The following is a 24,863-nucleotide window of genomic DNA, read 5'->3' as shown; positions in this document are numbered from 1 at the left end:
AACACCATCCTGCCCCCGCCCGGGCGTCCGGGGTCCCCCCGACGTGGTGCTCCCACTACCCGGCTGACGATCACCCCTGCGGGGTCGTCTCCTCGCGGATGACCTCCTGCGCCACCTTGAACGCGCTGGTCGCGGCCGGTACACCGCAGTAGACCGAGGCCTGGAGCAGCACTTCCTTGATCTCGGCCGGGGTCAGCCCGTTGCGCAGGGCCGCCCGGGTGTGGGAGGCGAGTTCCTCCAGATGGCCGCCCGCGACCAGCGCGGTGAGCGTGACACAGCTGCGGGCGCGCCGGTCCAGGCCCGGCCGGTCCCAGATCTCGCCCCACGCGTAGCGCGTGACGAACTCCTGGAAGTCCCCGGAGAAGTCGTCCGCCGAGGACAGCACCCGGTCGACGTGCGCGTCGCCGAGCACCTCACGGCGGATCTTGAGGCCCACCTCGTACTGGTCGGGCCGGTCCGCGGGCTCGGACGTCATGACGGGCGGGGCGATCTCTGCCACGGGCGCCACCGGGGCGGGCGGGGCGAGCGCCGGCTTGACCGCGGGTGCGGTGATCGCCGTCAGCTGGCCGGTGGTCGCGTCGAAGGCGGGCTGCCAGGCGGTCGAGAAGTGATGGACGAGCAGATCGGTGACCGCCGCCGGCTGCTCCACAGGCACCAGATGGGAGGCGCCGGGAACGACCGCGAGCCGGGCGTCCGGGATCCCGGCGACCAGGGTGCGGGCCTCGGCGGGACCGGTGACCTGGTCCTCCGAGCCGACGAGGACCAGGGTCGGCACGCCGATGCGGCCCAGCTCGGCACGAACGTCGAAGGCGGCGAGGGCCTCGCAGGCCGCGATGTAGCAGCCGGGGTCGGTGGTGCGGACCATCTGCACGGCCCACTCCGTGATCGCGGGCTGGGCGGCCGCGAAGCCCGCGGTGAACCAGCGCTCGGGGGAGGTCCGGGCGATGGGGTCGAGCCCGTTCGTCCGGACGATCACGCCCCGCTGGCGGAACTCGTCGGCCGTGCCGAAGCGGGGCGACGCGGCGATCAGGGCGAGCGAGGCGAGACGCTCGGGGTGGCGCAGGGCCAGCTCCATACCGACGGCACCGCCGAACGCACAGCCCGCGTAGCCGAAGCGCTGCACCGCGAGCCCGTCGAGCGTGGCCAGCAGCCGGGCGGTGAGCTCGGCGACGGAGCCCACCGGGTGCGCCGGGGCGCCGCCGTGACCCGGCAGGTCGTAACGGAAGACCCGCCACTGCTTGACGAGCTCGGGGATCTGCCGGTCCCACATGTGCCATGTGGTACCCAGTGAGGGACCCAAGATCAGGACAGGGGCGTCTTCTGGCCCGTCAAAGCGGTATTGCAGGGTGTTCGGCGGTGTCTCACTCACGCCGAAGACCCTCTCACGTATCACGAGATCTCACACGACCGGGGGAACTCGGCGGCTCTTGCCCCTCTCGGCGCGAGGGCCGGCACTGCCGGAACCCTCGGGGATCCAGGTCGGTGGGCCGCCCGGATCACGCTTGCCCCTCCGTCGCAGCACCGTGAAGGCCATCCCAGGTTGCGCCGCATCCCATGGCCCCCGCTGGGCGAACCCGGCATCTTTGCCGGGTCGCCCGGCCCTCACCACCCGAACCATCGGAGAAACCCGTAGCTCCCCGCACACCCCCACCAATCACCCCCCACCTCAAGCCCCTCCTCGCGACCGCGCTGTTCCGCCGCTACCTGCGTGCCTGCATCTCTACGGGCCCCGACCGCACGTCCCTGCTGGCGGGCGCCCGCCCGGAGGCCGTCCTCGCCGAATCCCAGCGGGCCGGGCACCGCCACCACCACTGACCACACCACTAACCGCCCCCGACCTGGAGGAGCATGTCCCTCCCCACGCCGTACCCAGTGATGCTGGCCGATGAGATCACCCGTCAGCTCAGCCAGCTCTCCGACCACCTCTCCCAGCTCCCACCTCACCAGGCCACACAGGTCATCGCCCGCGTCATGGACCCGGACGACGGAGTCCTCGGCGGCATCACCCACCTCGTGGCCACCGGCAGCGTGTTCGCCAAGGACCAGGCCGAACGAGGCGCTCTCCCGGCCGAGGTGTGGCTGGCTCTCGGCCGCGCCTCGAACGAACTCCACGACATCGCCCTCGACCTGGACGAACACCACGACGTCCTCCAACGCATAGGCACCCAGCCCGCCACAACAACAGCGAAACCGCCAGCTCCCGCTCCGCTCGTCGTCCGCCGGCGCCGGTGAAGAAGACGCATTGGCAGGGCTGGGGACCGGGTGAGCAGGCCGAGCAGCACTACCTCGTCCAGCCCCGCGCCCTCGCCGGCGGCGGCGACGTCCGGCACGTTTCCGAGTTCCTGCGCGCCTCGGGATGGCGGGACCAGTCCAAGGCGGGCGGCCCGCTCGTCATGGAGAGCCCGGACCGCGCGGTCCGCATTGTCTACGCCCCCCCATGCCCTGCCCGGCGGGTGGACGGTCCACGGCGCCGCGAGCGACCACAACGACGCGTGGTGGGCACACCTCGGCCGGCAGACACCGGTGGAGATCGTCGCCGGGCTGACCGATGCCCTCACCCGTCCCCGCTTCGCACACGCCCCCAACGTCTGGGCGCCGTTGAAGGAGCAGAACTGGCACGCGCGTCCCGCGGGCCAGCACTACACCGCGATCAGCCCCGATGGCACCGCATGGATGCAGTACCACCAAAGTCCGGACGGTGAGGCGATGTGGTGGTCGGGGGCGAAGGACGAGCAAGGCAACGGTTGGACCGCCCAGTTTTCGCCCAGCACCCCGATGCACCTGGTGCAAGCCTTCTCGACCGAGCTCGCCAGCCCCGATCCCGTGATACGCCCGCGCGGACGCGTTCCGCAGAGCACGCAGATCCGAACCTGGTCTGTCTCCGTCCGCCCCTCTCAGCTCAGCGCGTGGCAGCAGGCCCGGATCACGGCCGCCCGCGCCGCCACCTGGGCCCGCAACAGCGCCCGAACTACCCGGCCGCGCACCACAGCCCGTCCCTACACCCCCGTCGGCGGCGCTCGAACCCGCCGCTGACTCCGTTGCCCACCGCACCGAGGAGCCCGATGCCCGCACTCACCCCGGACGCCATCCGTACCGCGACCGAGACCCTGTCCCACCTCACCGATTACCTGCGCGAGAGCCCCGACCCCGAGGAGGCGCTCGCCCTCGTCGAGCCCCTCCTCGACGAGTACACGGGCCTGCCGGTCCAGCTCGCCGACACCCTGCGGGCCCTCGCCCGCGCCGTACAGGACCATCCGCGCACTCCGCGCACCCCGCAGCTCAACCTTCTGATCACGGAACTGCGCACCGCCGCGTGGGAGCAGTCCGACCAACACACCCTCCATTACGTGCTGGACGGTCTCCGCAGCCTGTACGGCAGCGCCACCGCGAGCGAGCAGGGATGCAACGGGGGCCGCTGAGCGAACGGCATAGGGCCGTGTGGCTTGGCACTTCCAGGTGAACGACCGCCCCGAGGTCTTCGTCCGCGGCCCCCGCCTGTGGCACGCCTTCCTCGACGGCCAGACGCCCGAACACCTCGTAACCGCCTCCGTCACCGCGCTTACCGACGCCACGCCGCTGCAGCGCGGCATGTTCGACCGCACCGCCCACTACGGCGTCGTGCAGACCCCCAGCCCGCTAACGCCGCAACAGACGGTCGACGCGCACGTCACCCGCATCAAGTCCCTTCGTGGCCAGGCGCGTTCCACTCGCTGACAGCAGACGAGATCCGCGACGACCCCGGCACCGACGGGAACCGCCGGGCTGGCCGCCTTCCGCTGAACCGACAGGACCCCTCCTCATCTCCACCGATCACCGCGCACATCGCGATTTCCTCCGTCACCTCGATCGCTACCTGAGCGACAGCAAGAAGATCCTCGACGCCTGGAACGTCTACTCCGACGAGCACACCGACCTCGACGGCTGGCCGTACGACGACCACGCCTACGGCATGCGCGCGAGCCAGCGCGACGCCGACACCCTCACCGCGTTCGAGCCGCTCCAGTACGTCGCTCGCCACCTGCTGGCCACGGCCGAGACTCAACTGGCCCACCTGCCGGAGAACACCGTGCAGAGCCGTTGGGTGTACCAGTTGGGCGTCCTACACGCCGCCCTCGACCGGCTCGACGAACTGCACGAGCAGTGGCTGAAGACCCGCGACGGCCTCCCCGCCACTGCCAAGCCCGGTACGCCGGACTTCGACAACGCCCTCGCCGAGCATCATGCCGAATCGTGGAGCTACCTCGACGACTGGGCCACTCACGGCAAGGCGCTCCGGGAGATCAACTCCGCTGCCTACAAGGCCCCCTCACATCTAGCTCCCACGCCGGCCTCGCTCTCGGCCCCCGCAGCCGACCGCCGAATCGCAGCACGGAAGTGAGCGTGCCGAGCACCCTGCGACAGCCGCCGGCCACGAACGGCCGCAGCCGCTGATCTCTCCGCCCGCCCGAAAGCACGTAGCCCTTTGCCGCCCTCTTCCAACAGTTCCACCGACGGGTACGACCTCGTCCTGCGCCTCTTCCTCGGCGTGCTCGCCGTCGTCGTCCCCCTGTCCCACCTCGCCTGGCTGTCCGGCAACATCACCGCCTACCTCACCGGAGCCAGCTGGGCGCCGTACCAGCCGACCGATGCCCTGCTCCACCCCGAGCAGGTCTGGCCCGAGGCGGGAGCAACGTCCTTGCTGATCGGCACCCGCATCGTTCCCGTTCTCCTCCTCCTTGCCCTCGGGGCAGCAGCGGGCGCGCTGTGGGCCCGCCACAAGAACCGCAGCGGCGGCCGGAAGAAGGTCGCCGGCATGGCCACGGCCCGGGACATCGAACCGCTGATGGCCAAGGCGATTACCGACAAGGCACGTTCCCTGCGCCCGAGCCTGGCGGACGCCCAGCACATCGATGCCCGCGACACCGGCATCCTGCTCGGCAACTTGCAGGGCACCAAGCACGAGGTGCGAATGGGCTACGAGGACGTGGCCGTCGCCATCATGGCGCCCCGCTCGGGCAAGACCACCTCGCTCGCGATCCCCTCCATACTCGCCGCGCCCGGCCCGGTCCTGCTGACCTCGAACAAGGCCGCGGGCGACGCCTTCACCGCCACCTACGACGCCCGTGCCCGCGTCGGGCAGGTGTGGGCGATGGACCCGCAGCAGATCGCGCACGCGGCACGCGAGATGTGGTGGAACCCTCTCGCCGACGCCAAGACCCTCGACGGCGCGGGCCGTCTGGCTGGCCACTTCCTCGCCGCCTCCGTGGACGCGAGCCAGCAGGGCGACTTCTGGTCCAAGGCCGGATCCAACGTTCTCAGCCAGTTGTTCCTCGCCGCGGCACTGGACGAGCGGCCGATCACCGACGTCATGAGCTGGCTGGCCTTCCCCGCCGACCGCACCCCGCTCGACATCCTCCGCGACCACGGATTTGCCGCCGTCGCCGCCCAGCTCAAGGGAACCGTGGAAGGACCGCCGGAAACCAGGGACGGCATCTACGAGACCGCCCGCCAGTACGCCTCCGCGCTGCTGAACACCGAGATCGCCGCCTGGGTCACCCCGCAGAAGGGCGTCCCCGAGTTCCGGCCCGCCGAATTCGTCACCTCCACCGACACGCTCTACCTGCTGTCCAAGGACGGCGGCGGCGGAGCGAGCGCCTTGATCGCCGCGTGCGCGGACTCAGTGATGCGGGCCGCGACCGCCGAGGCCGAGCGCGCCGGCGGGCGCCTGGACCCGCCGATGCTGGCGATCCTCGACGAGGCCGCCAACGTCTGCAAGATCTCCGATCTCCCGGACCTGTACTCGCATCTCGGCTCGCGCGGGATCATCCCGATCACCATCCTGCAGTCCTACCGGCAGGGCCAGAAGGTCTGGGGCGACGCTGGCATGGATGCCATGTGGTCCGCCTCCACCGTCAAGGTGATCGGCTCCGGCATCGATGATCCGGACTTCGCAGACAAGCTGTCCCGGCTGATCGGGGACCACGACGTCGAGACCACCTCCACGTCCACCTCCGACTCCGGCACCTCGACCTCGCTGAGCATGCGGCAGGAGCGGATCCTGCCCGCCGACGCCATCCGCGCCCTGCCCAAGGGCACCGCGCTTCTCTTCGCCACCGGCATGCGCGCCGCCATGCTCGACCTGCGCCCCTGGTACCTCGAGCCCTCCGCCGGCGATCTCGCCGCCGCCTCCTCCCGAGCGTCGAAGGCCATCACCACACGCGCCATCACCAAGCACGCACCTCAGCGGGACGACTGCGGCACGGCCGCCTGACCGAGCTTGCCCACAGCGCAATTCCCGGACCATACCCGCCCACGCCACAGCGGCACGGCAGCCCCTGCCATCCGGCCGTTCCGTTCGTGCATCTTCTCCACTCCAAGGTCCCCCTTGCCCCAATCCCCTGACGCCACCGAGGTCTTGCCGGCGTTCGCGACGGACGGCACCCGACTGACCGCCTACTGCGACACTCCGGCCCGTCCGCGACCCGACGGCGCGACGATCGTGCTGGTGCACGGCGCGTCGGTCACCGCCGATCTGTGGCGCGCCCATGCCCGGCACCTCACTGATCTGGGCTTCAAAGTTCTGCGCTACGACCAGCGAGCGCACGGTCATACTCCACGCGGCGAGGCGCCACTGACCATCGAGCAACTCGCCGAGGACCTGCACCAAGTCCTGCGCTCCTTCGCCCCCAACGGTCCCCTCGTACTCGTCGGCCATTCCCTGGGTGCACTCGTCCTCCAGGAACTCGCCGCCCTGCGCCCCGAACTCCTGCCCCGCATCCGCGGCATGGTGCTGCTGTCGGCCACCGCGCACGGGGCGAGTGTGCTGCCCGGCCGCAGTCCTCGCGCCCTGCTTCTGGCTACGGGACGCGGCCTACTCGCACTGGCCTGCGCCCACACTCCCCAGGCCGTCGACCGGGTGCGGCGCAGGCTGCCCGTCACCCGCCGCTACGCCCTCACACCCCACAACAGCGCTGCTCATCAGGACGGCCCACCGCCGTGCCGCCACGGTGTGCACCACACTCCCACCGCCGATCTCGCGGTGCTCTGGCAAGCCCTGCACGACTACCAGGCACACGACCTACAGGTCCTGGAACGGCTCGGCGGGCGGCTGCTGCTCATGGCTGGTGCAGACGATCAGCACATCCCCGCCGCCCAGACCAGGCAGCTGGCCGAGCAGCTGCCCGACGCGCGCCTGGAGATCCTCCCCCGTGCCACGCATGCGCTGCCTGTCCGCCACCACGCGCTCATCAGCACCCGCATCGGCCACCTCGCATCGGGCCCCACGTGCAACGAACTCGACGTCCCCAGCAGCTTCGTCAGCCGATCCGCGTCAGCAGCCCCGCCCAACTCCACCGCCATCCGCGAACCTTGATTAACGGAGAATGATGGCTTTCACCGACCACTCGGACGTCTCATCGAGTCGACCGGCGATGGATGGACCTTCGTCGTCTTCAACCGCTCCATCCGCGCCGCCCATCGCAGCCTGACCACTGCAGGCGTCGAACGGCGCGAACACGAGGGCCGCACGCTGTACCTCCTGCCACCCGAATCCGCGCAGGACGCACACGAGCAGATCGGTGTCGCCGTATACGGGCTGATGAACCACACCCTGGAGATCGCCGACCTCGCCTGGGCCAGCCGCGAACCGAGCAAGGAGCCCCAGGTGACGATCCGGTTCACCGGCCACGGGGCCACGCCACCACGACAACGGCAGCGGGAGTCCGCGTCCTCGCCCAGCACGGCTTCACCCACCAGGTGACCTCGGGAACGTGCGCGCTGCCTGCCGGACTTTCCCAGCCCGAAACCCTCTCAGCCGTGATCCGTGCCGAGACCAACCTGATGGTGGACGGCATCCCCGTCCGCGTCGACCTCGGCATCGCAACGCTGCAGGTCATTCCGCCTGGCATCAGGCCGCCCCACCCGCACCCCTGGCGTCGCCGCGCGCGGGACGCGACCCGCAACGCACGCCAGCAGCTCACCAGCCTCCCCACGACCGCGCAGGAACTGACCCACCGCGCCATGGCACGCCTGGCCGCCCTCGACAGCAGCCACTGCACCTCCGACCTGAGCCACACGTCCCTCCCGCCGCCCTGCCGCACACGCTGTCGCGGCCCCCACCGGCTGCCTTCTTCCTGACGAAACCGCTCATCGCCCCTTGCCATACGAAAGGCCCCTCCTGACCCCCACCGAAGCCCTCCAATCCGTCCTTGCCCAACGTCGCTGCTCACTCGGGGTGTTCGTCCCCGCCGGACTGCATCCACCGCATGTGGAACGCCGATACCTCGACCGTCTCGCCCGCGAGGGCACCGACGTATTCGAGGTCGGTCTGCCCGCCGAGGACGCCTTCCTCGACGGACCCGTCATCCAGGCCGCGTACCACCGCGCCCTGCACAGCGGGAACGTCCTCGACCGCACCGTCCGCGCCATCGGGCATGCCGCAAACCTCCGGCCGACCGTCGTCATGACCTACTGGGAGACCATCAGCCGCCACGGCCCCGAGTACCTGGCCCGCCTGTTCGCCGACGCTGGCGCTGCCGGGGTGATGGTCGTCGACCTGCCCGCCCACCAGGCGGCCCGCTGGCACGAGGCCGCGCGGGACGCGGGCCTTCGCACCCCACGCCTCATCCCGCGCACCACCCCCGACGCCGACCTCCCGGCCGCGGTCGCCGGCGCGTCCGGATGTCTCTACGCGCCCGCAAGCACGGCCCCCACCGGCTACCAGGGCCCGCTCGACATCCCAGCCCTCGCCGACTTCACCCAGCGCCTTCGCGCCACGAGCCCGCTGCCCGTGATCTCGGGAGTGGGGATCTCCACCCCGGCCCTCGCCGCACGCGTCGCCCCGCTGGTGAAGGCCGTCGTCATCGGCACCCCCATCGTCCGCGCGCTGGCCACCGACCCCGCTCAAGCACCCGATGTGGCCGCCGCGTTCGCCCAGGCCCTGCACCCGACCACTCTCACGGGGACCCATGCCTGATCGCTCCGCTCCGGCCGAGGCCCTCGACCGGATCACCGCCGATGCCGTGGCCCTTCGTCGAGCCCTGCGCACCGACGCCACCGCCCACGCGCACGCGCTGGTTGCGCGGATCACCGACGCCCAAGACCTCGCCGACACCGCCCTGCGGCTTTTCCTCGACTTCGCACAGCAATCGCCGCGAACCACGCCCGCGAACCTGCTGCTCCTCGACCGCGTCGCGCACATCGCCAGGGCCGCCCAGGACGCCGGCGCCGAACTGACCGCCGCCCTCGCCCGCGCCGTGGAGAACCAACGCCTCCGAGTCGACGGCGCATCAGAGCCGGTCGTCCTTATCGGCCCCTCGCCGCAGCAGTTCATCGAGTCGGCCGCCGATCTCCTCGACCGCGTCCCCGCCCTCTACCACGCAATACACCGGGACGAGCTCATGCCGCCAAGGCCATTGCCGCACCAGCCTCATTGAGGGCGCTCCCCAATTTCCCCACCCTCAGGACAGACCATTTCAGATCAGCCCCGATTCCGCGCCCTTTCCCTGGGTGCAGGAGTTCAGTCCAGCACCCTACTCGCTCTTTCAGCCGAAGGGATCCTACCTAAGGTCGACTACGCAATTTTTGCCGACACCGGATGGGAACCCCGGACTGTTTACGCCCACCTGGACCGCCTAGAAGAGGAGATAGCCAAGCCCGCTGGCATACCCATTCTCCGCGTCGCATCCGGCAACATTCGCAGCGACGCCTTGAATCCTGACCACCGATTCGCCTCCATGCCCCTCCATATTTTGAACAAGGATGGGCGACCTGGAATGACCCGAAGGCAGTGTACAGGGGAATATAAGGTAAAGCCGATAAAGAAGAAGGTTCGTGAGCTACTCGGACACCCCTATCCCTCGCGCGTCCCCAAGGGGGTGTTCGTCGAGCAGTGGGTGGGGATCTCCACCGACGAGTTCCATCGGGCCAAGGATGCCGATGTGAAGTACATGCGCAATCGGCATCCGCTTCTTGATATGGGCTGGAGCAGGGCGGACTGCGTCCGTTACCTGACCTCTCTCGGGCTGGCCGGAACACCAAAATCGAGTTGCCTCGGATGCCCTTTCCACGGAAATGCGCAGTGGAGGCATATCAGGGACACATCCCCAGCCGAGTGGGCGGACGTCGTCGAATTCGACGTGGCCATCCGACAGGGAAATGCCCGGGCCAACGCATCAGGCAGCCGACTGCTCGGTGAGGCGTTCTTGCACCGCTCCCGTGTCCCGTTGAGCCAGGCGCCGATCGACCACGTCACCGCAGCCGAACGTGCCGCCCTCAACATCGAGGCAGACGATGCCGACGAGCTGGAGAACGGCGTTGTGGACGGCTGCTCGCCCTGGGCATGTCGTGGAGACGCGGACGCACTGACGCAGGACGACTTCAGGCTGGCCACTTGATACTCGATCTCTTCGCGGGACCGGGTGGCTGGAGCAGGGCACTGGACGTCTTGGGCGTGCGGGATATCGGCCTGGAATGGGACGCCTGGGCCTGCAAAACGCGCACCGCTGCTGGGCAGTTGACTATCCGGACCGACGTGGCGATGTATCCGACGTGGCCCTTCATCGGCCGGACACATGGGCTGATCGCGTCCCCTCCGTGCCAGGCGTGGAGCATGGCGGGCAAACGCCTCGGCCTGGTGGACCAGCCGCTGGTGCACCAGGCCGTCGAGGATCTCTCCGCCGGACGCGACACCCGCGAGCGTCTCCTCGGCGCCTGCCGCGACGAGCGCTCCCTTCTCGCGGCGGAGCCGATGCGCTACCTCCACGCACTGAACGCGGTCGGTGAGCCCGAGTGGGTCGCCATGGAGGAGGTGCCAGACGTTCTCCCGTTGTGGAAGCAGTACGCGGCCGTCCTGCGGTCCTGGGGCTTCTCGGTGTGGTACGGGATCCTCAACGCCGCTGACTTCGGCGTTCCGCAGACGCGAAGGCGGGCGATCCTGCTCGCCTCCCGGGTCCGTATGGCGCAGCCTCCCGAACCGACACACGCCCAAGTCGCCGAGCCCGATTCACTGTTCGGGCCGGGCCGCGCCCGCTGGGTCAGCATGGCTGAAGCCCTCGGGTGGGGCGCCACCGACCGGCCCGTTCCTACCGTCTGCGCAGGCGGCGGGCCCGGCGGCGGCCCCGAGCCATTCCCCTCTGGCTCCCGCAAGACACTGTCCGACGCCCGCGACCGCGGCACCTGGACGCCACGCACCGACGGGGTCGTCCCGCAGTCCCGCCGCGAGGAAGCCGGCTGGGCGGCACGCCACGGGGCCCGCAACGACCGTGGCGCGTCTGCCCCGGCGCCGCCGTTCTCCGCCGAGACGCACCGCTGGTCCTGGTCCCTGCGCAGCAACAACCAGGCCAACGCCACCGTCCGGTCCATCCAGGAGCCGGCAGGCACGTTGTTCTTCGGGCACCGCGCCAACGAGTGCACCTGGGTCGCTGAGCCGGCCTCGCCGCAGACGGAGAGTACGGACGCTCCGGCGGCGCCGGAGCCGATCCGGATCACCGCCCGCGAGGCCGGCCTCCTGCAGACCTTCCCCGCCGACTATCCCTGGGCCGGGAACAAGGGCCAGCAGTTCTCGCAGATCGGCAACGCCGTCCCCCCGCTGCTCGCCGGCCACCTCCTCGCCCCGCACCTCGGCGTCACCCTCGACCCCGCCGACTTCACCCTGGCAGCCTGATGCCCCGCACCCCCGAACCCGAACCCGAACCCGAACCCGAACCCGAACCCGACGGGAACGACTACCCCGACACCGTTCCTCGGCGGCACCCGGTGTTCCACGTCGAGCAGGCCCTCCTCGGCGCCCTCCTTCTCGATCCGCATCGCCTCGGCTTCGTGACCGGGATCGCCGCCGGCTCGTTCTCCACTGCCGCGCACGCCGCCCTGTTCACCGCGATCAGCACGCTGCCCCCACCCGACCCGGCCGAGCACGCGAAGAACACGAAGTGGCTCAACCAGGTACTGGCCACGGCCCGCCAGCAGGCACGCGCACTGACCGCCTCCTACCTGCACACTCTCATCCAGGTCTGCCCCTGGCCACGACACGCACCGGCGTACGCGCGGATGGTCGAGGCCGAGCATGCCCGCCGCCGTCTGCGGGCCGCCGCCGAACATCTCGTCCAGACCGTCCACGACGCCTCCCTCCCGCACCCCGTACAGGCGGTCCTCGCCGAGGCCAACGCGCTCGCCGCGGTCGTGGACGACATCGCGGCACGCTTCCCGCCGCGCGCCGGCGTCCTGCCCCGCACCCCAGCCCCGCCGCCGGCCCTCGCGGGCGACTACGCCGAGGCGGTGGAGGAGGAGCAGCTGCTGCTCGCGACCGCCACCGCTTCCCCCGCGGACATCGACTCCGTCCGGTGGCTGATCGCGGAGGACTTCACCCAGCCGCTGCACGCCGGACTGTGGCAGTGCCTGACCTCCCTCGCTCGCCGCGAGGAGCCCGTCGACCCCGTCACCGTCCTGTGGGAAGCCCAGCAGCGCGGTCTGCTGGACGACGGCAGCGAACCGGGCGAAGTGCTCCGCCTGCTGGCCGAACCCGCCGGTTCCGTGGAGCACTGGGGCGAGCGCGCCCTGCAGCGTTCCCTCCTGGCCACCGCCGATCACGCCGGACGGCACATCGAGGCGTACGCCAGTGACCCGGCGAACACGCCGTTCCAGCTCGTCGTCGGCGCCCGCCGATCCCTCGCCGACATCGGCGCCATCCGCACCCGCTGGCATCACGCCACCGAACTGGTCCCCCCGCAGCGACCGCGCCCCGCGCCCACCACCCGCGCCGGCCCCCCGACCACCACGGCCGCGCGGACCGCGCGAGCAAGCCGATAGCACCCCGAGTCTGCCGGTGGCCGGCCCCAGAGGCCCGGCCACCGGCAGAAGAGACGACGCCCAACATGACCACCACATCCCCCGTCGACGCCCATGTCCGCTTCGACGTCCACCCCCACCACGGCAGCGCCGTGGTCGCCACCCTCACCGGACCCCGGCGAGACCTCGCCCGCGGCATGCTGACCGCGCACGGCTTCGAGCCCCTCAACGACCAGATGCTGGTGATGGCGCGCATCGACCACGAGGAGCCGCACTGGGCCGAGCACGCCGCCCACGAGCTCGCCGCCCACGGTGTCACCGCCGAGATCACCGCCCGTCTTCGCGACGCGATAGACGAGGAATGGGAGTGGGCCAACTACCCGATGTCCTGGTGCACCAGGCAGGAGGTCCGCGACGTCTCCAACGAGGCCCAGAAGATCTACGACGACATCCGCCGCGGACGGCTCCTCATCCACGCCCACGCCGACGACAACCACACCACCGTCGCGGTCGGCACCTACCTCGACACCGGCCAGAGCATCTACCTCCACGGGGAGAACCACCTGCGACAGGTCGCCGACACCTTCGGCTCACTCGCCGAAGCCCTCACCGCCTTCGAGAAGGTCCACGGCGACAGCCTGCGCCCCGGCCCCGCGCCGGCCACCGACACCGAGCGCCAGGCCGAGGAAGCCCGTACCTCCCTCGGCCCCACGACCGCCGTCCCCGAACCGCCGGTACCGGAGCCGGAGACCGTACCCGCCTACGCCGCCGACCCCGGCGACCACGACCGCCTCCTCGACCAGTTCCTCGACGCCCACCGCGACTGGGAGAAGTGGCGCACCTGGGACGACATCACCACCCACGCCTTCCACGAGGACCACACGCTGCGCATCGAGCGCGTCCACGAAGCCCACCCGCGCGAGACCGCCTGGACCGTGGCCGCGTACGAAACCCCGGTCTCCGACCGGCTCTGGCACCTCACCGCGACCGGGACCACCCCCGCTCCGGTGCTCCAGACCCTGCTCACCGCACTCGGCTCAGGCGAAGCCGGGGACACTGCCGTCGGTGACCCCGTCACCGAGAAGACCGTCGCCGACGCCGTCCGCCCCCTCACCGAGTCAGGATGGCAGCACGCCGTCACCGGACGGTGGATGCACTGGCAGTCCCCGGACGGCGCGGGAGTCCAATTCGACTCCATCGCCGCGCAGCGCCCCCACGGCACGCTGCCGACCTGGACACTGTGGGCCGGCCCCAGCCTGGACCAACCCACCTGGACCATCCACGCCTCGCCCAGCACTCCCTCCGCGCTCCTGGCCAGCCTCGCCGAAGAACTCGCCCACGGCACAGGGCAGCGCACCCCCGCCCCGTCGAAGCCCACCGCCCATCTCAAGGCCACGCCCGCGTCCTTGCCTGCGGCACTCGCCCCGCCACACCGCCACCGACCCCTCTGACCCATCGGGGGCCAGCAGCTGAGGCCGGTGGGCTTGCGCGGGCTGGCTACGCTTCGGTGAGTGACCAGACTCCCCCAGGATCTGCCGGCATCCCCCGCGCGGCTGCACCTGCAGTACCACCACCGGCACGGGCTGCTCGACAGCCCACACGAGCAGACCCTGGAGCAGTGGAACGTCAGCATCCAGTACGAGGACGACGACGGCGCCACCCACGAGGCCGGATCGATGGTCTTCCACCGCGTCCGCCTCACCCAGGGCATGAACGCCTGGACAGCCATGGAGGAAGAGTCCGAGGAACTGTCCGAGATCGCTAACGCGCTGCTCGACCCCGACACCGGCTACTTCACAGCCGAAGTCGACCAGCAACTCGCATACGTGGGCACCGACCTGCTCGTCATGGACCGCGTGACGCTCTCCCCCCACTGGCGCGGCTTCGGACTCGGCCCCGTGCTAGCAGCCGAAGCCATCAACCGGCTCTCTCCCGGGATCCGAGCCGTCGCCTGCTCCCCTGGCATCAGCGCACACGAGGACGGCTGGAAGCCCGAACAGGCCGAATTCGACCGGATCAACGAACAGATCGCCGCAGCCTGGAGGAGCGTCGGCTTCACCCACTACCGGGACAACGTCTACCTGCTGCCTCTGGCCAGCCAGGCATACGAGGTCCAGCGGGACCGTCTGCGCACCGACTTCCACACCCTGTGCGCGACCTGGGCCGACAGCCGCACTACCAACTAGCTGTTGCGGGTCAGGAGGTTGATGACGTTTCGCTGATCAGCGGATCTCATTGTCGGGGTGCTCGCTGTCGTAGCTCTCACGGGCACGGGCGATGTGAGCCCGGTGTTCGAGTGACCAGTCGGCAAGTGCCTTGACGAGGTGTGTCAGGCTCGCGCCCGTCTCGGTGAGCCGGTAGTCGACCTGGGCCGGCACGGTCGGATACACGGTCCGAAGGACCAGGCCGTCTCGCTCCAGCCGGCGCACCGTAAGGGTCAGCATGCGCTGGGAGATCCCATCGATGGCGCGCTGAAGTTGCCGGAAGCGCCGCGGGCCGTTGGCGAGCTCGACGATAACGAGGACCGACCACTTGTCACCGACCCGGTCAAGGACGTCGCGGATTCCGCAATCGGGGTGGTCCTGCTGTCCGCAGGGTTCGAGTTCAGCGGTTCCAGCGGTTACCTCGGTGTGCGTCACTGACACGAAACTGCCTCCTTGTAGGCCGACATGGGCCGGTTGAAGATCTCACCGTAGTTACCGAAGAGAACCACGGTAGGAGACAGAACCACAATGATCATGGTGACCGGCGCGAACGGACAGCTCGCCTCTCTCACGCTCCAGGAGTTGGCTGAGCGCCACGCGCCCGCCCTGAGCGGCACTCGATCGCCCGCAGAAGGGCAGCGGCGACTCGACTTCGACGACCCCACGAGCCTCGACCTCACCGGCGTTTCTACGCTGGTCCTCGTCTCGGCGGGGTACGCCGAGGACGACCAGGTCATCCCCCGGCACCAGGCAGCTCTAGACGCTGCGGTGCGCAATGGCGTGAGCCACGTGGTCTACACCAGCCTGACCGGCGACGGTGACCACCTCGGCTTCGCGCCCGCCCATCGGGCCACCGAGCAGCTGATCAAGGCCAGTGGACTCGGGTGGACGATCCTGCGCAACGGGCTCTACGCCGAACTCTTCGGGGCGCTCCTGACCTGGACCGCTGACGGCGTGGAATCAGCGTTCGGTGACGGAGCGCTCGCCGCTGTGGCCCGGGCGGACCTGGCCGCGGCCGCAGCCGTCGTAGCCAGCAATCCGACCGCGCACGCTGGCAAGACCTATGACCTGGTCGGCGAACCGATCACCGCCGCCGACATCGCCGAATCCCTCGGAGTCGCGCACCGAACCATTGGGCTCGGGGAGTACCGGGCCCGACTCCTCGCCGACGACACGCTGCTGCCGTTCCAGCCGCCGATGCTCGCGTCGATCGCGACCAGCGTCCGCCACGGGTTCCTCAGCACCACCAGCCCCGACCTCGCCCAACTACTCGGCCGACCGCTCACCGACCCGCTCACCGTTGCCACGGACACCGCGGCCGCGATGCGCCCCGACGCCAGCTGACACGGATGGTTCACCGCAATGCGCTCGCCCTTGGTGAGGTTCGCCGCTCCCCGTCACTCAAGCGGCTGACCACTGATGGGCTGGCCCGCCGGACCACTCGACCCACAGCGGATCGTCGAGCTTGCTCTCCGGGTCTGTGACGCCCGACGCCTCGAGGAAGACGATCAAGTCGTGGTCTGAATAGGCGGTACCAAGGAATTCGTCGTACCCACGAGTGCGCACAGTGACGCGCCGGCCACCAACCGCCGAAGGCCGGTGCACAATGATCGGAGCAGTACCTCCACCCGCCACCCCTTCAGGGTGCCCCTGGCCCAACACCAGGACCATTCGAGGGCGGGGCACCTGGAGACGGCCCCGGTCGTGCCGTGCGACAAGAGGGCAACCAACACCTCTCGCCTACCCGCTCCGCAGGGACAAGCGCGCGGCGCCCCCGGCGTTGAAGCACCTCACTCTGGCCGGACATCTGGGATACCGGGTCCCAGCAGTTCGCGCGCACCGGGCAGCGGTCGCCCCTGGCCTACCAACAGTGCGGCCCCGCGAACGGGGGATATCGCGGGGCCACCGACAGCACCTTACTAAGCAGACCGCGCACAGTCTGCATAATCGTCGTCCCGAATTGGATGCCCGGCGCTACCAGCCCGCGCCGAGCCGCAGCACCTCTGCATAGGCAGAGAGCCGCGGACAGTAACGCGGGATCGCCGGTTAGCCTAACCGGCGATCCCGCGCATCATAGATATCCCACCGCCACCACCCGTCCACCCGTCGAAAGGGACCGCCCAGTCGACCACAGAACACGCACCTGACAGTCAACGCGCCCTCGAAGGATCACGCCGCCGCGTAGCTCGCCCGGAACAAGTCCTGGGCACGCTCCAAGTCCCGCTCGGTACGCAGCTGCACCTCCAGGTCGCCCGTGCCGTGGTGGCCGATCCCCGACACGTCCCGGGTGAACCCGGGTACGAGGTCCACCGCTTTCGGATCGGCCTTCAGATAGACCAGCACCTTGGTCTGCTGGGGCGGGATGACGCAGGCGAAATTTCGCAACCGCTGGTAGGCCGCATACGTCTTGCGCGGGACCCGGGTGACACCGTCACCCACACCGAGGAGAACCTCGTCGACGGCCCTGGCCAGCTCCGCCATGGCTCCGGCCTGCCGCTGAGGCACCTGGAGCACGTCCACGCGCCGGCGAGCACGCCGGTACCCACCCGACATCCCTCTCACCGAGGCCACGGTCTCAAGCCCGAGAAGGTCGTTGCCGAAGTATCGGTAGCGCACCAGGTCGATGCTTCGGCGGTGCTCGCGTACGGCGTGGGCGTCGTAGCGGGTGAAGTCACCGGCAATGCAGATCAGCCTCGGGGCGCTCCACAGGACCTGGGCCGCGGCTGATACCCCGAGCCGGTCGCGGACCAGGCCCTCGAAGGCGCTCCTGTGGGAGGTGAGCCAGGCCATGTAGTACAAGCCTTGATTAATCACACCGGCGTCAGTGCCGCGCTTGTACTCGATCACCACCGGTGCCCCGTTGGCGTCTATCCCCAGCGAGTCGATGCGTCCTCCATCGACGCAGTCGATGACGTACTCGCTCACAAGGCACCTGACGTCCAGCATCGTCTCCATGTGCGCCTCGACGAGGCTCTGCACGTCCGCCTCGACCTCAGCAAGACGCGGCATGACCTCAGTCATGCCGCTCTTCGTCGTGTGGAACAGCTTCAGACCCGACACCTTCCCCTCCTCGGCTCGGAGAGCACCAACGCCGAGCCGAGGCAGGATTGTTTCCGTGAGGGGCTTCGAGGGAGTGAAGATGATGTGAGAAGCTGCGCCCGGGCTAACGCGAGGCACCTGCCTCCCACAGTTCCCAGGGATCGCCAGGTCCCACATACGTCCCATAGGTTCCTGGGACGAGCGCCCCGGAAGACTGCGTTTTCGCAGGCCAGCCCCCGTAGCTCAGTGGATAGAGCAGGTGCCTTCTAAGCGCTTGGCCGCAGGTTCGAGTCCTGCCGGGGGCGCCACTGAGAGCCCTCCCTCGGGGAGGGCTTTTTTGCTGGTCAGAGCGGGTGCAGCCCAACACGGCGAGGCCCCGGGCGCTCCCCCGACGATCAAGGGAAGGCTCCGGGGCTGTCCGGCTGTCACCGGGTTTTCGCGGGTGGCCGTGTCGAATACGTGTCGAAGTTCTCGGCCGGAGATCAGCCGGCGCCCGGCACCTCTGGGAGGTCGCCCGCGGCTTCGAGCCGCCGTTTCAGGTCAGGCAGCTGCCCGTCGATGCAGCGGGCATAAGTGGCCAAGAGCACGGCGACACTGTTCCCGGCCCACTCCGCCACCTGGGCGGGCGGGATGCCGTCGTTGAGCCACTTCGTCAGGCGCGTGTTCCGGTTGTCGTACACGCGCCGCCCAGTGGGCGACTCGAAGACGTGCGGAGGCAGCACGGCCTTACGTGCACCGCGCCACGCCCGACGGATGACGGAACCGGCGAGAATGCCGCCGGACTCACCCTGAAAGAGCAGATCACCCGGCTGGAGCTGTTCGTCCACGATGTGCTGCCGCAGGATGCGTGTCAGGGCGGGATGCCCCGGCACAGTGCGTGTTTCACCCTCCGCACGGCCTTTCAGATCGCGTTGTTCGTGGATCTCCCCCGTGTCGGTCCACTGCTTGCCGACCTCCGGGGTCGCCGTGTGGATCAGCAGCTCGCACCACTGATCGTCAGCGTCCGGCTCGGGCAGGGTCACGTCCGCCACGCGCATGGCCACGGCTTCCTCGGGTCGTGGGCCGCAGTAGTAGAGCGTGGCGAAAAAGGCGTGGAGCCGCTTTCCGCCACGCGGTCGGCGCCGCATCCAGTCGAGGATCGCCGCCGCCTGCTCGGGATTCAGCAAGGACCGCTTGTCCACGGCGTTCGTGGTCTTCGTGACGGCCGTCGACTCCTTGCCCTTGGGAAGGGGGTTGACTCGCAGGATGCGCCGCCGGATCGCGTACTTCATGGCGACGTTGAGGATCCGGCGGTTGCGCTTCCGGGACCAGGCCGCCGCTTGCTTGCCGTCGAGGCGGGTGTCGATGGCGTGCAGGACCTGGTCGACCTTCTCCGGATCCTCCCAGGCCGAGACGGGCAGGGAGCTCCGCTCAACCCATCTGAGGATGGCCACCACGTCTCGGGGCGCGTTCGGTCGTCGGTTCGTGTTGAACGCCCACTCACGCAGAGCAGTGCGCACGGCGGCAGGTGCGAACTGGGTGGGCTTGACCCGCAACAGCGCGATGGTGGTCGCGGTCAGGGTCTTGGCGATGTTCTTGCGGCTGTTTCCGCCGAGTTGAGGCCAACGGGCATCCACGTACTCGACGGCGAACTTGTACCAGCTCATGGCGGCCGCCTTGGAACGGTGCGACACCGGAAGGCCGGTGGCGACGACGAAGGCTTCGCCCTTGCCTGTGGCTTGGATGAGTTCGGAGCGGAAGCCTTCGGCGAGCGCGACGGTGTCGAAGGGCTCGCGCCAGCGCTTCCCCGCGACCACCCAGCGCACGGTGTACGTGTTCTTCCGAGCGCCCTTGTACGGGAGGATCTTGTAGATCTTCACGTCATACGTCGTCTCCATCAGGCGGCGTCCTCGCGGTCGTCGAGCCAGTGATCGAGGTCGCTCCGCCGGATCCGGAGGTCGCCGTTCGGGAGCTTGATGCAGCGCGGCGCGCGACGCTTGGCCCGCCAGTCGTAGAAGGTCGAGCGTGAGACGGCCAGTTCCTCGCAGACCTCCGCGAGGGTGAGCATGGTGCGTGACCGAATGGCCGTGGTCATTCCGTGCTCCCTTCGGTCAGGAGGGTTTCGCGAGCGGTCTCGCGGTTGGTCTTGAGGTCGCGGGCAATGGTCGCGGCGAGGGCGGCTTCACCCGGCGTGTGGCCGTGGCCGGCGTACTGCCAGTCCGCCAGCACGAGGACGGTGTCGGGCTCGCGGTCGTCGAGGCCGAGGACGGATGCCTCTTGGGCGGCGCGGTAGTCGGCGCGTTCCTGGCGCAGGGCGCCGAGGGTGGTGGAGTAGTTGCGCGACTTGGACGAGAAGTGCCCGCGGAACCCGAGCATGTGGGCCCAGGCCCAGAGGCGCCGGTCCGGGTACAGGCTGTCCAGGTCGCGACACGCGGTGATGAGGCGCCGGGTGTGGTCCGGGACCTGGTGGCGGTCGAGTTCGGAGAGTTCGCCGATGCGGCGGTCCAGGGTGCCAGTGTTCTCGGCAGCCTTGGTGGCGTACTTGGCCACGTACGAGGCGACGGCCTGTTCGGTGATGTCGGAGCCGTCACCGAATGCCTTCACGGGCCGGACGTCGAGCTGTCGGCCCCAGCGGAAGGTACGGGCGGGCTCGTCACCGGCAGCCGGGACCGAGACGGACGTGTACGAGTGCGCTGCGGCGGCATGTACGGCGTCCGTAAGGAGGTCGACCGTGGCCCAGGCGGGCGGTGGCGTTCCGGGCCCCTCCGGGCCGTCGAGGCGTACGACGGCATGGAAGTGCACGGCCCCCTTCTCCGACGACGCCATCACCCTCATCCACGACACCTCCCGCGGCTACCCGCGCGCGGTCAACAACCTCGCCGTCCAGGCCCTGCTGTCCGCCTACGCCGACAACAAGTCCATCGTCGACGAGGCCAGCGCCAGAGCCGCCGTCGCCGAAGTCACCGCAGAATGACCGGGTGACCTCACCACGGCCAGGCGTCACCTTGGACACGTGCATGCAGATGCTCGTCATGCCAGCCGTCCGAGTGCAGCAGGGCGCTTCGCATGGTGCCTTCGAGGGCGAACCCCGCCTTCTCCGCCACCCGGCAGGAGGCGGCGTTGGCGATGGAGTGGGTGATCCGGAGGCGATGCAGACCCAGGTCGTCCAGGGCCCAACGACTGACGCGGACGACCGCGTCGACCATGGCCCCGCGACCGCGGCCAGCAGTAAGGAGCCAGTACAGGAACTCGGCACTGCCTCCGTGGAGATCGAAGTCGGCCAGTCCGGTCAGGCCGACCGGACTACCGCCCCCGGGTTCGGCGATCGCCCAGATCGCCGCCTCCTCGGTCCGCCAGCGCTTCTCCCACCGCGCGATCCGCTCGCGCGCGTCATCCAGCGACAGATGTCCCGGCCGGTTCCACTGCTGAACGTCCGGATCCTGGCAAGAGTCCGCGAGGACCCTGGCGTCATCAGGGCCCCAAGGGCGCAGCTCAAGGCCATTGGCCAGGCCGAACACGGGCTGGTCGGTCCGGCTCATCCGGCCCGGGGGCACAACAGCAGGTATCGGAACGATCATCTGGGCATCATGCCAAACCTCGACGGAGAGATCGGCACCCCGAGCATCCCAGTGACACGTTGAAGATCAACGAGGCCCGCCGAGACCCGTCGGCGGGCCTTCCTCGGCCCCGGACATGCTCATCTTGAGTGGCAAGCCCGTGCTCATCTTGAACGACACTCAACAGCCCTCTGGCGGCACCGAACGCACCTCAAGCGAGTCCACGGCCGTCTCCTGGCTCACACCCGACGAGGTCAGCGAGCGCATGTCCGAGGTCTACGCGATCAGACTCCTGGACGCCCTGGACGGCAACGGCCCCCACGTACGGAGCCACGACGGCAAGCACCTCATCGCAGCGGGATAAGACCTTCTCTCCTTCATCAAGCACCCGTCGTCGCTTCGCTCCTCCGGGCGGGCGCGGGCGGCCGGCGGCGCCCGCGCTCATGTCTCCGCCCCGCTCGGCTCCGCCGGCCGCCCGCTCCCGCCCAAGAGGCAGGCACACGGGGCATGAGGTCAGAACACGTCGGGGCTGGGGCGGTCGGCTCCGTGCACCACGAGGGACGGCGGGTCAGTCGTCACCCCAGCCGCGGAACGTCCCTGCCCAGCGGCGGAGACTCGCCCTGATCAAGCCCGGCCAGCATCCACAACGCTTGTGACCTGCCACACACGACCCCGCATGCCCGTATATGTCCGTTTAATTGATAGAATCATCAGAACCGAGGATATGATCCCTTAGAGACGGAGCAGCACATGGCATTCACGTTCCTCGAGCCTGCGTGTACGGCTCCAGGTTGCGTGCAGGAGCCACACCTGATGCATCACCGAGCTAGGCCGTCACTCGTTCACTGGCGCACCTTGCCGCAACCACGATCCGTGCTGACAGTCGCCTTGCTGCTCATTCTGGCGATCACGCTCACCGATCTTCAGGTGCCTGGCTCAGCTCATCTCGGCGACTTGCTGATCATGGTGCCTGTACTCACTTCCTGGTACGCGAGCTCCCGGGTGACCTCACTTGTCGCCCTCATGTCCGTGTCGGCTTTGATGGCCATCTACCTGGTCCGCCAAACGGTGAACCCGCCACAGACGGCTGCCCTCCTTGCGACCTCGGTGGCCGTCACGATCGCCCGGTACCTGACGGAACACGGACAGCGAAAGCTGGTCCAGCTGCGCGCAGTCGCCGAGGCCGCGCAACGCGCCATACTGCCTCCCCTCCCCCACCGACTCGGCCCTCTTCACCTGGCCTCGACGTACCTGGCGGCAGAGGACGAAGCACGCATCGGCGGAGATCTCTACGCCGCCGTGCGCACGCCCACGGGAACACGGTTGATCATCGGCGACGTACGAGGCAAGGGCCTGGCGGCGGTCGGCATCGCCGCCCACACCATCAGCACGTTCCGCGACGCCGCCCGCCGGCTGACCACGCTGCCGGAACTCGCCGCCTACCTGGATTCAAGCGTCCGCAGCAACGCATCCGAAGCAGTGAGCCCCGAACAGACCGAAGAGGCGTTCGTCACCGCCACTCTCCTCGAAATCCCCGACGCCGAGCCCCTCGTGCGGAGCGTCACCTGCGGACACCCCCCACCGCTACTCCTACGAGGGAACGACGTCGTGACCCTGGAAGCCGGCCAACCCGCGCCCCCGCTGGGACTGGGCGCATTGACGCAAACCACCTATCACCTCGACACCTTCGCCCTACGCGCCAAAGACACCCTCCTCCTCTACACCGACGGTGCCATCGAAGCCCGCAATACCGACGGCGAGTTCTACCCGCTCGCCAAACGACTCACCCCCCAGAACCACCGCCATCCCACGGCACTCCTCAACCACCTCCGCGGCGACCTTCTCAACCACGTCGGCGGCCGACTCGACGACGACGCCGCCTTGATCGCAATCAAACGTCAACCCGCTGACGGCATAGCGCCATCGGTTGACCAATCGACCTGTGATGAGTGCGGCGTCTCGATGTCCTTCGATATGCGGTCACGCAGCACTTCTGACCTGGGGGAACGACCCAGTGCAGTACAGCAGTGAACTACAGCAACCACCACGACCGCCACCGACCGCCAACGGTCCTTGGCGACCAGTTGACCAGCCCACCTGACAATGACCATCCTGCCCATAGTTCGCATCGAGGGGCGAACAGGTTGAGCGACGCTTGACTCGGTCATTGAGACTGCGCCGACCGCATGATCAAGGTCACCGAGCCGTGCCACGAGCGTGCCAGATCGAGGGGGGAGCCGCGGGGAATCACGGAGACTCCCGGTAGCCGTAGACGAGATCAGCCCCCGACCAAACTTGCTGGTCAGGGGCTGATTCCCGTTACTGTGGCGGCGCCAGGATTCGAACCTGGGAAGGCTGAGCCGGCAGATTCCCAAGCTGAGAGCTCGGGTGCCGTCGTCGCGAGCCGGCCCCACGGCTTGCTCTGGTCAACAGCATTGACAGCGTGGCGGAGGCGCCGGTGGGGGTGCAGCAAGACATACGCGCGCATGGTCGGTCGGCGCACCCGCCGTCATGGCTGACTGTCGTCGGCTGAGGTTCATGCGGACCGTTCGAGGGTGGCCGCCGTCGACCAACGGTCAGACCCGGTGACCCCACCGCGCGTGCGGGTAATCCCATACGAGCCACCGATCGGTTGAAACCCGTATACAGTCCCCTGCACTTGTCCTACTCAAAAGGGGGGGTCCCTTTGCGTGCTCGTCTTGCCGCCTCAGCCATAGCTGTCGCCGTGGTCGGCGTCTTCTTCAGCGCACCGACCGCGTCTGCGGCCACGTTGCCGTCCACCAACACCGCCCACCACTGCGTCCACCACACCACGGGCGTCTGTGGCTGGACACACCACCAAAAGCCCAAAGACAAGTACGAGACCGCCAAGTGCGTGGATGCCACGCTGTCTTACTCGCGGCACTCGCAGGGCACCTGCTCCCACCACCACGGCGTCCGCTACTGGTTCAAGTAGGCCGCGGAGCAGGCGCAGCAAGGGGCGGGGTACGAAGTGCGGGTGAGTGTCTAACTGCGTGACAACGTCGACAGACAGCAGCGGACGAGCGCGGACGCCTGCGGACGATCCCAGCAGGTGAGAGGTACATCGGCCCAAGGTCCGGCACCCACCCAAGTTGCTTCGGGACGAAGAGGTCTCGTCGGCACGGCATACGGGGAGGGGGGCGGTGCTCCGGCATGCACTACAGTCCCGAGGCGGACCCGGGGACCTTTCAGATCCCGCCCCCCTTAGAACTCCTAACAAAGTGAGAGGTTGACCAGTCGGCGCCAGCAGATGATGCCGCAGGCCAGGCTGAGGAACGCTTCGTGGATGTCGTCGCGGATT

At 69.0% G+C, this 24,863-nt stretch carries 27 protein-coding genes, 1 tRNA gene and 2 pseudogenes; 21 read left to right on the top strand and 9 right to left on the bottom strand.

The genetic code is table 11. The features are described 5' to 3' along the window. Window positions 1–70: 70 nt before the first annotated feature. Window positions 71–1,369, bottom strand: a complete 1,299-nt coding sequence (locus tag ACFY2Z_RS36075; protein WP_390748211.1) for an alpha/beta fold hydrolase — start codon at window positions 1,367–1,369, stop codon at window positions 71–73. Between the two features lie 479 nt (window positions 1,370–1,848). On the opposite strand from ACFY2Z_RS36075, the gene ACFY2Z_RS36070 reads away from it, so the two are divergent. From ACFY2Z_RS36070 to ACFY2Z_RS36040, 7 genes are all read left to right on the top strand, one after another. Continuing rightward, window positions 1,849–2,232, top strand: coding sequence for a hypothetical protein (locus ACFY2Z_RS36070; RefSeq protein WP_390748210.1), 384 nt, complete (start codon window positions 1,849–1,851; stop codon window positions 2,230–2,232). A 189-nt stretch (window positions 2,233–2,421) separates the two neighbouring features. After that, window positions 2,422–3,033 (top strand): DUF317 domain-containing protein, encoded by a 612-nt coding sequence (locus ACFY2Z_RS36065; protein ID WP_390748209.1) that lies wholly within the window; start codon window positions 2,422–2,424, stop codon window positions 3,031–3,033. A 29-nt stretch (window positions 3,034–3,062) separates the two neighbouring features. After that, entirely contained in the window at window positions 3,063–3,419 is a 357-nt protein-coding gene (locus ACFY2Z_RS36060; protein ID WP_390748208.1) for a hypothetical protein, read from the top strand. A 19-nt stretch (window positions 3,420–3,438) separates the two neighbouring features. Beyond that, entirely contained in the window at window positions 3,439–3,714 is a 276-nt protein-coding gene (locus ACFY2Z_RS36055) for a DUF317 domain-containing protein (protein WP_390748207.1), read from the top strand. After that, window positions 3,689–4,378 carry a hypothetical protein gene (locus ACFY2Z_RS36050; protein ID WP_390748206.1) on the top strand — a complete coding sequence of 230 codons (690 nt, stop codon included), beginning with the start codon at window positions 3,689–3,691 and terminating at the stop codon, window positions 4,376–4,378. The genes ACFY2Z_RS36055 and ACFY2Z_RS36050 overlap by 26 nt, the downstream gene beginning before the upstream one ends. An 84-nt stretch (window positions 4,379–4,462) precedes the next feature. Then, window positions 4,463–6,250, top strand: coding sequence for a type IV secretory system conjugative DNA transfer family protein (locus ACFY2Z_RS36045; protein WP_390748205.1), 1,788 nt, complete (start codon window positions 4,463–4,465; stop codon window positions 6,248–6,250). Window positions 6,251–6,364: 114 nt separating this feature from the next. Continuing rightward, window positions 6,365–7,351 carry an alpha/beta fold hydrolase gene (locus ACFY2Z_RS36040; protein WP_390748204.1) on the top strand — a complete coding sequence of 329 codons (987 nt, stop codon included), beginning with the start codon at window positions 6,365–6,367 and terminating at the stop codon, window positions 7,349–7,351. Here ACFY2Z_RS36040 and ACFY2Z_RS36035 read toward each other — a convergent pair whose 3' ends face one another. Then, entirely contained in the window at window positions 7,352–7,666 is a 315-nt protein-coding gene (locus ACFY2Z_RS36035) for a hypothetical protein (RefSeq protein ID WP_390748203.1), read from the bottom strand. 128 nt (window positions 7,667–7,794) lie between these two features. Here ACFY2Z_RS36035 and ACFY2Z_RS36030 point away from each other — a divergent pair, with 128 nt between their 5' ends. The 8 genes from ACFY2Z_RS36030 (at window position 7,795) to ACFY2Z_RS35995 (ending at window position 14,948) form a co-directional block, all read left to right on the top strand. Next, window positions 7,795–8,115: a hypothetical protein gene (locus tag ACFY2Z_RS36030; RefSeq protein WP_390748202.1), complete on the top strand. Its 321-nt coding sequence runs from the start codon at window positions 7,795–7,797 to the stop codon at window positions 8,113–8,115. Between the two features lie 19 nt (window positions 8,116–8,134). Further along, window positions 8,135–8,953 carry a tryptophan synthase subunit alpha gene (gene trpA / locus ACFY2Z_RS36025; RefSeq protein ID WP_390748201.1) on the top strand — a complete coding sequence of 273 codons (819 nt, stop codon included), beginning with the start codon at window positions 8,135–8,137 and terminating at the stop codon, window positions 8,951–8,953. After that, window positions 8,946–9,413, top strand: a complete 468-nt coding sequence (locus tag ACFY2Z_RS36020; protein ID WP_390748200.1) for a hypothetical protein — start codon at window positions 8,946–8,948, stop codon at window positions 9,411–9,413. Before trpA ends, ACFY2Z_RS36020 begins: the two co-directional genes overlap by 8 nt. Before the next feature lie 69 nt (window positions 9,414–9,482). After that, a complete protein-coding gene (locus ACFY2Z_RS36015; protein WP_390748246.1) occupies window positions 9,483–10,373 on the top strand; it encodes a hypothetical protein in 891 nt (296 codons plus the stop codon). Continuing rightward, window positions 10,319–11,641, top strand: coding sequence for a DNA cytosine methyltransferase (locus tag ACFY2Z_RS36010; protein ID WP_390748199.1), 1,323 nt, complete (start codon window positions 10,319–10,321; stop codon window positions 11,639–11,641). The genes ACFY2Z_RS36015 and ACFY2Z_RS36010 overlap by 55 nt, the downstream gene beginning before the upstream one ends. Beyond that, window positions 11,641–12,783 carry a DnaB-like helicase N-terminal domain-containing protein gene (locus ACFY2Z_RS36005; protein WP_390748198.1) on the top strand — a complete coding sequence of 381 codons (1,143 nt, stop codon included), beginning with the start codon at window positions 11,641–11,643 and terminating at the stop codon, window positions 12,781–12,783. The genes ACFY2Z_RS36010 and ACFY2Z_RS36005 overlap by 1 nt, the downstream gene beginning before the upstream one ends. Before the next feature lie 65 nt (window positions 12,784–12,848). Continuing rightward, window positions 12,849–14,213: a DUF317 domain-containing protein gene (locus tag ACFY2Z_RS36000; protein ID WP_390748197.1), complete on the top strand. Its 1,365-nt coding sequence runs from the start codon at window positions 12,849–12,851 to the stop codon at window positions 14,211–14,213. Between the two features lie 60 nt (window positions 14,214–14,273). Further along, the gene (locus ACFY2Z_RS35995; protein WP_390748196.1) at window positions 14,274–14,948 is read left to right on the top strand and encodes a hypothetical protein; all 675 of its coding nucleotides are present in this window, start codon (window positions 14,274–14,276) and stop codon (window positions 14,946–14,948) included. A 36-nt stretch (window positions 14,949–14,984) separates the two neighbouring features. On the opposite strand, the gene ACFY2Z_RS35990 is transcribed toward ACFY2Z_RS35995, so the two are convergent. Further along, window positions 14,985–15,407 carry a winged helix-turn-helix transcriptional regulator gene (locus tag ACFY2Z_RS35990; RefSeq protein WP_390748195.1) on the bottom strand — a complete coding sequence of 141 codons (423 nt, stop codon included), beginning with the start codon at window positions 15,405–15,407 and terminating at the stop codon, window positions 14,985–14,987. Between the two features lie 87 nt (window positions 15,408–15,494). Here ACFY2Z_RS35990 and ACFY2Z_RS35985 point away from each other — a divergent pair, with 87 nt between their 5' ends. Further along, window positions 15,495–16,310: an NAD(P)H-binding protein gene (locus ACFY2Z_RS35985; protein WP_390748194.1), complete on the top strand. Its 816-nt coding sequence runs from the start codon at window positions 15,495–15,497 to the stop codon at window positions 16,308–16,310. Window positions 16,311–16,367: 57 nt separating this feature from the next. On the opposite strand, the gene ACFY2Z_RS35980 is transcribed toward ACFY2Z_RS35985, so the two are convergent. Beyond that, window positions 16,368–16,637, bottom strand: a complete 270-nt coding sequence (locus ACFY2Z_RS35980) for a hypothetical protein (RefSeq protein WP_390748193.1) — start codon at window positions 16,635–16,637, stop codon at window positions 16,368–16,370. Window positions 16,638–17,135: 498 nt separating this feature from the next. Beyond that, entirely contained in the window at window positions 17,136–18,026 is an 891-nt protein-coding gene (locus ACFY2Z_RS35975) for a DUF5655 domain-containing protein (RefSeq protein WP_390748192.1), read from the bottom strand. A gap of 211 nt (window positions 18,027–18,237) precedes the next feature. Between ACFY2Z_RS35975 and ACFY2Z_RS35970 the strand changes: the two genes are divergently transcribed. Then, window positions 18,238–18,313, top strand: a tRNA-Arg gene (locus ACFY2Z_RS35970). 174 nt (window positions 18,314–18,487) lie between these two features. Here the strand turns inward: ACFY2Z_RS35970 and ACFY2Z_RS35965 are convergent. The 3 genes and pseudogenes from ACFY2Z_RS35965 to repSA form a co-directional block, all read right to left on the bottom strand. Further along, window positions 18,488–19,882, bottom strand: a complete 1,395-nt coding sequence (locus ACFY2Z_RS35965) for a tyrosine-type recombinase/integrase (protein ID WP_390748191.1) — start codon at window positions 19,880–19,882, stop codon at window positions 18,488–18,490. Further along, entirely contained in the window at window positions 19,882–20,079 is a 198-nt protein-coding gene (locus ACFY2Z_RS35960) for an AlpA family transcriptional regulator (RefSeq protein WP_215121325.1), read from the bottom strand. The genes ACFY2Z_RS35965 and ACFY2Z_RS35960 overlap by 1 nt, the downstream gene beginning before the upstream one ends. Next, a pseudogene (gene repSA, locus ACFY2Z_RS35955) lies at window positions 20,076–20,792 on the bottom strand (replication initiator protein RepSA); the annotation flags it as partial. The gene ACFY2Z_RS35960 and the pseudogene repSA, both read right to left, overlap by 4 nt. On the opposite strand from repSA, the gene ACFY2Z_RS35950 reads away from it, so the two are divergent. After that, on the top strand, window positions 20,716–20,958 hold the full coding sequence (locus tag ACFY2Z_RS35950; protein ID WP_390748249.1) for a hypothetical protein: 243 nt from the start codon (window positions 20,716–20,718) through the stop codon (window positions 20,956–20,958). The pseudogene repSA and the gene ACFY2Z_RS35950 sit on opposite strands and share 77 nt — an antisense overlap. Before the next feature lie 10 nt (window positions 20,959–20,968). On the opposite strand, the gene ACFY2Z_RS35945 is transcribed toward ACFY2Z_RS35950, so the two are convergent. Beyond that, window positions 20,969–21,562 (bottom strand): GNAT family N-acetyltransferase, encoded by a 594-nt coding sequence (locus ACFY2Z_RS35945; RefSeq protein WP_390748190.1) that lies wholly within the window; start codon window positions 21,560–21,562, stop codon window positions 20,969–20,971. Window positions 21,563–21,725: 163 nt separating this feature from the next. On the opposite strand from ACFY2Z_RS35945, the pseudogene ACFY2Z_RS35940 reads away from it, so the two are divergent. The 3 genes and pseudogenes from ACFY2Z_RS35940 to ACFY2Z_RS35930 form a co-directional block, all read left to right on the top strand. Continuing rightward, a pseudogene (locus ACFY2Z_RS35940) lies at window positions 21,726–21,905 on the top strand (NUDIX hydrolase); the annotation flags it as partial. A 509-nt stretch (window positions 21,906–22,414) separates the two neighbouring features. Further along, the gene (locus ACFY2Z_RS35935) at window positions 22,415–23,572 is read left to right on the top strand and encodes a PP2C family protein-serine/threonine phosphatase (RefSeq protein WP_390748189.1); all 1,158 of its coding nucleotides are present in this window, start codon (window positions 22,415–22,417) and stop codon (window positions 23,570–23,572) included. A 655-nt stretch (window positions 23,573–24,227) separates the two neighbouring features. Beyond that, window positions 24,228–24,497, top strand: a complete 270-nt coding sequence (locus ACFY2Z_RS35930) for a DUF3761 domain-containing protein (RefSeq protein WP_388970339.1) — start codon at window positions 24,228–24,230, stop codon at window positions 24,495–24,497. The last annotated feature ends 366 nt before the right edge of the window (window positions 24,498–24,863 follow it).

Source organism: Streptomyces sp. NPDC001222 (genome assembly GCF_042896945.1).
In the GTDB taxonomy this organism is placed as follows: domain Bacteria; phylum Actinomycetota; class Actinomycetes; order Streptomycetales; family Streptomycetaceae; genus Streptomyces; species Streptomyces gibsoniae.
The sequence above is the reverse complement of the archived record's forward strand: the minus strand, read 5'-3'. Positions and strand labels throughout refer to the sequence as shown.

Excerpts from the sequence above, each read along its gene's own strand:
- ACFY2Z_RS36070 (WP_390748210.1), top strand. The coding sequence starts at position 1,849 with ATGTCCCTCCCCACGCCGTACCCAGTGATGCTGGCCGATGAGATCACC.
- ACFY2Z_RS36060 (WP_390748208.1), top strand. The coding sequence starts at position 3,063 with ATGCCCGCACTCACCCCGGACGCCATCCGTACCGCGACCGAGACCCTG.
- ACFY2Z_RS36020 (WP_390748200.1), top strand. The coding sequence starts at position 8,946 with ATGCCTGATCGCTCCGCTCCGGCCGAGGCCCTCGACCGGATCACCGCC.
- ACFY2Z_RS36010 (WP_390748199.1), top strand. The coding sequence starts at position 10,319 with ATGTCGTGGAGACGCGGACGCACTGACGCAGGACGACTTCAGGCTGGC.
- ACFY2Z_RS36005 (WP_390748198.1), top strand. The coding sequence starts at position 11,641 with ATGCCCCGCACCCCCGAACCCGAACCCGAACCCGAACCCGAACCCGAA.
- ACFY2Z_RS36000 (WP_390748197.1), top strand. The coding sequence starts at position 12,849 with ATGACCACCACATCCCCCGTCGACGCCCATGTCCGCTTCGACGTCCAC.
- ACFY2Z_RS35985 (WP_390748194.1), top strand. The coding sequence starts at position 15,495 with ATGATCATGGTGACCGGCGCGAACGGACAGCTCGCCTCTCTCACGCTC.
- ACFY2Z_RS35980 (WP_390748193.1), bottom strand. The coding sequence starts at position 16,637 with ATGGTCCTGGTGTTGGGCCAGGGGCACCCTGAAGGGGTGGCGGGTGGA.
- ACFY2Z_RS35965 (WP_390748191.1), bottom strand. The coding sequence starts at position 19,882 with ATGGAGACGACGTATGACGTGAAGATCTACAAGATCCTCCCGTACAAG.
- ACFY2Z_RS35960 (WP_215121325.1), bottom strand. The coding sequence starts at position 20,079 with ATGACCACGGCCATTCGGTCACGCACCATGCTCACCCTCGCGGAGGTC.
- ACFY2Z_RS35945 (WP_390748190.1), bottom strand. The coding sequence starts at position 21,562 with ATGATCGTTCCGATACCTGCTGTTGTGCCCCCGGGCCGGATGAGCCGG.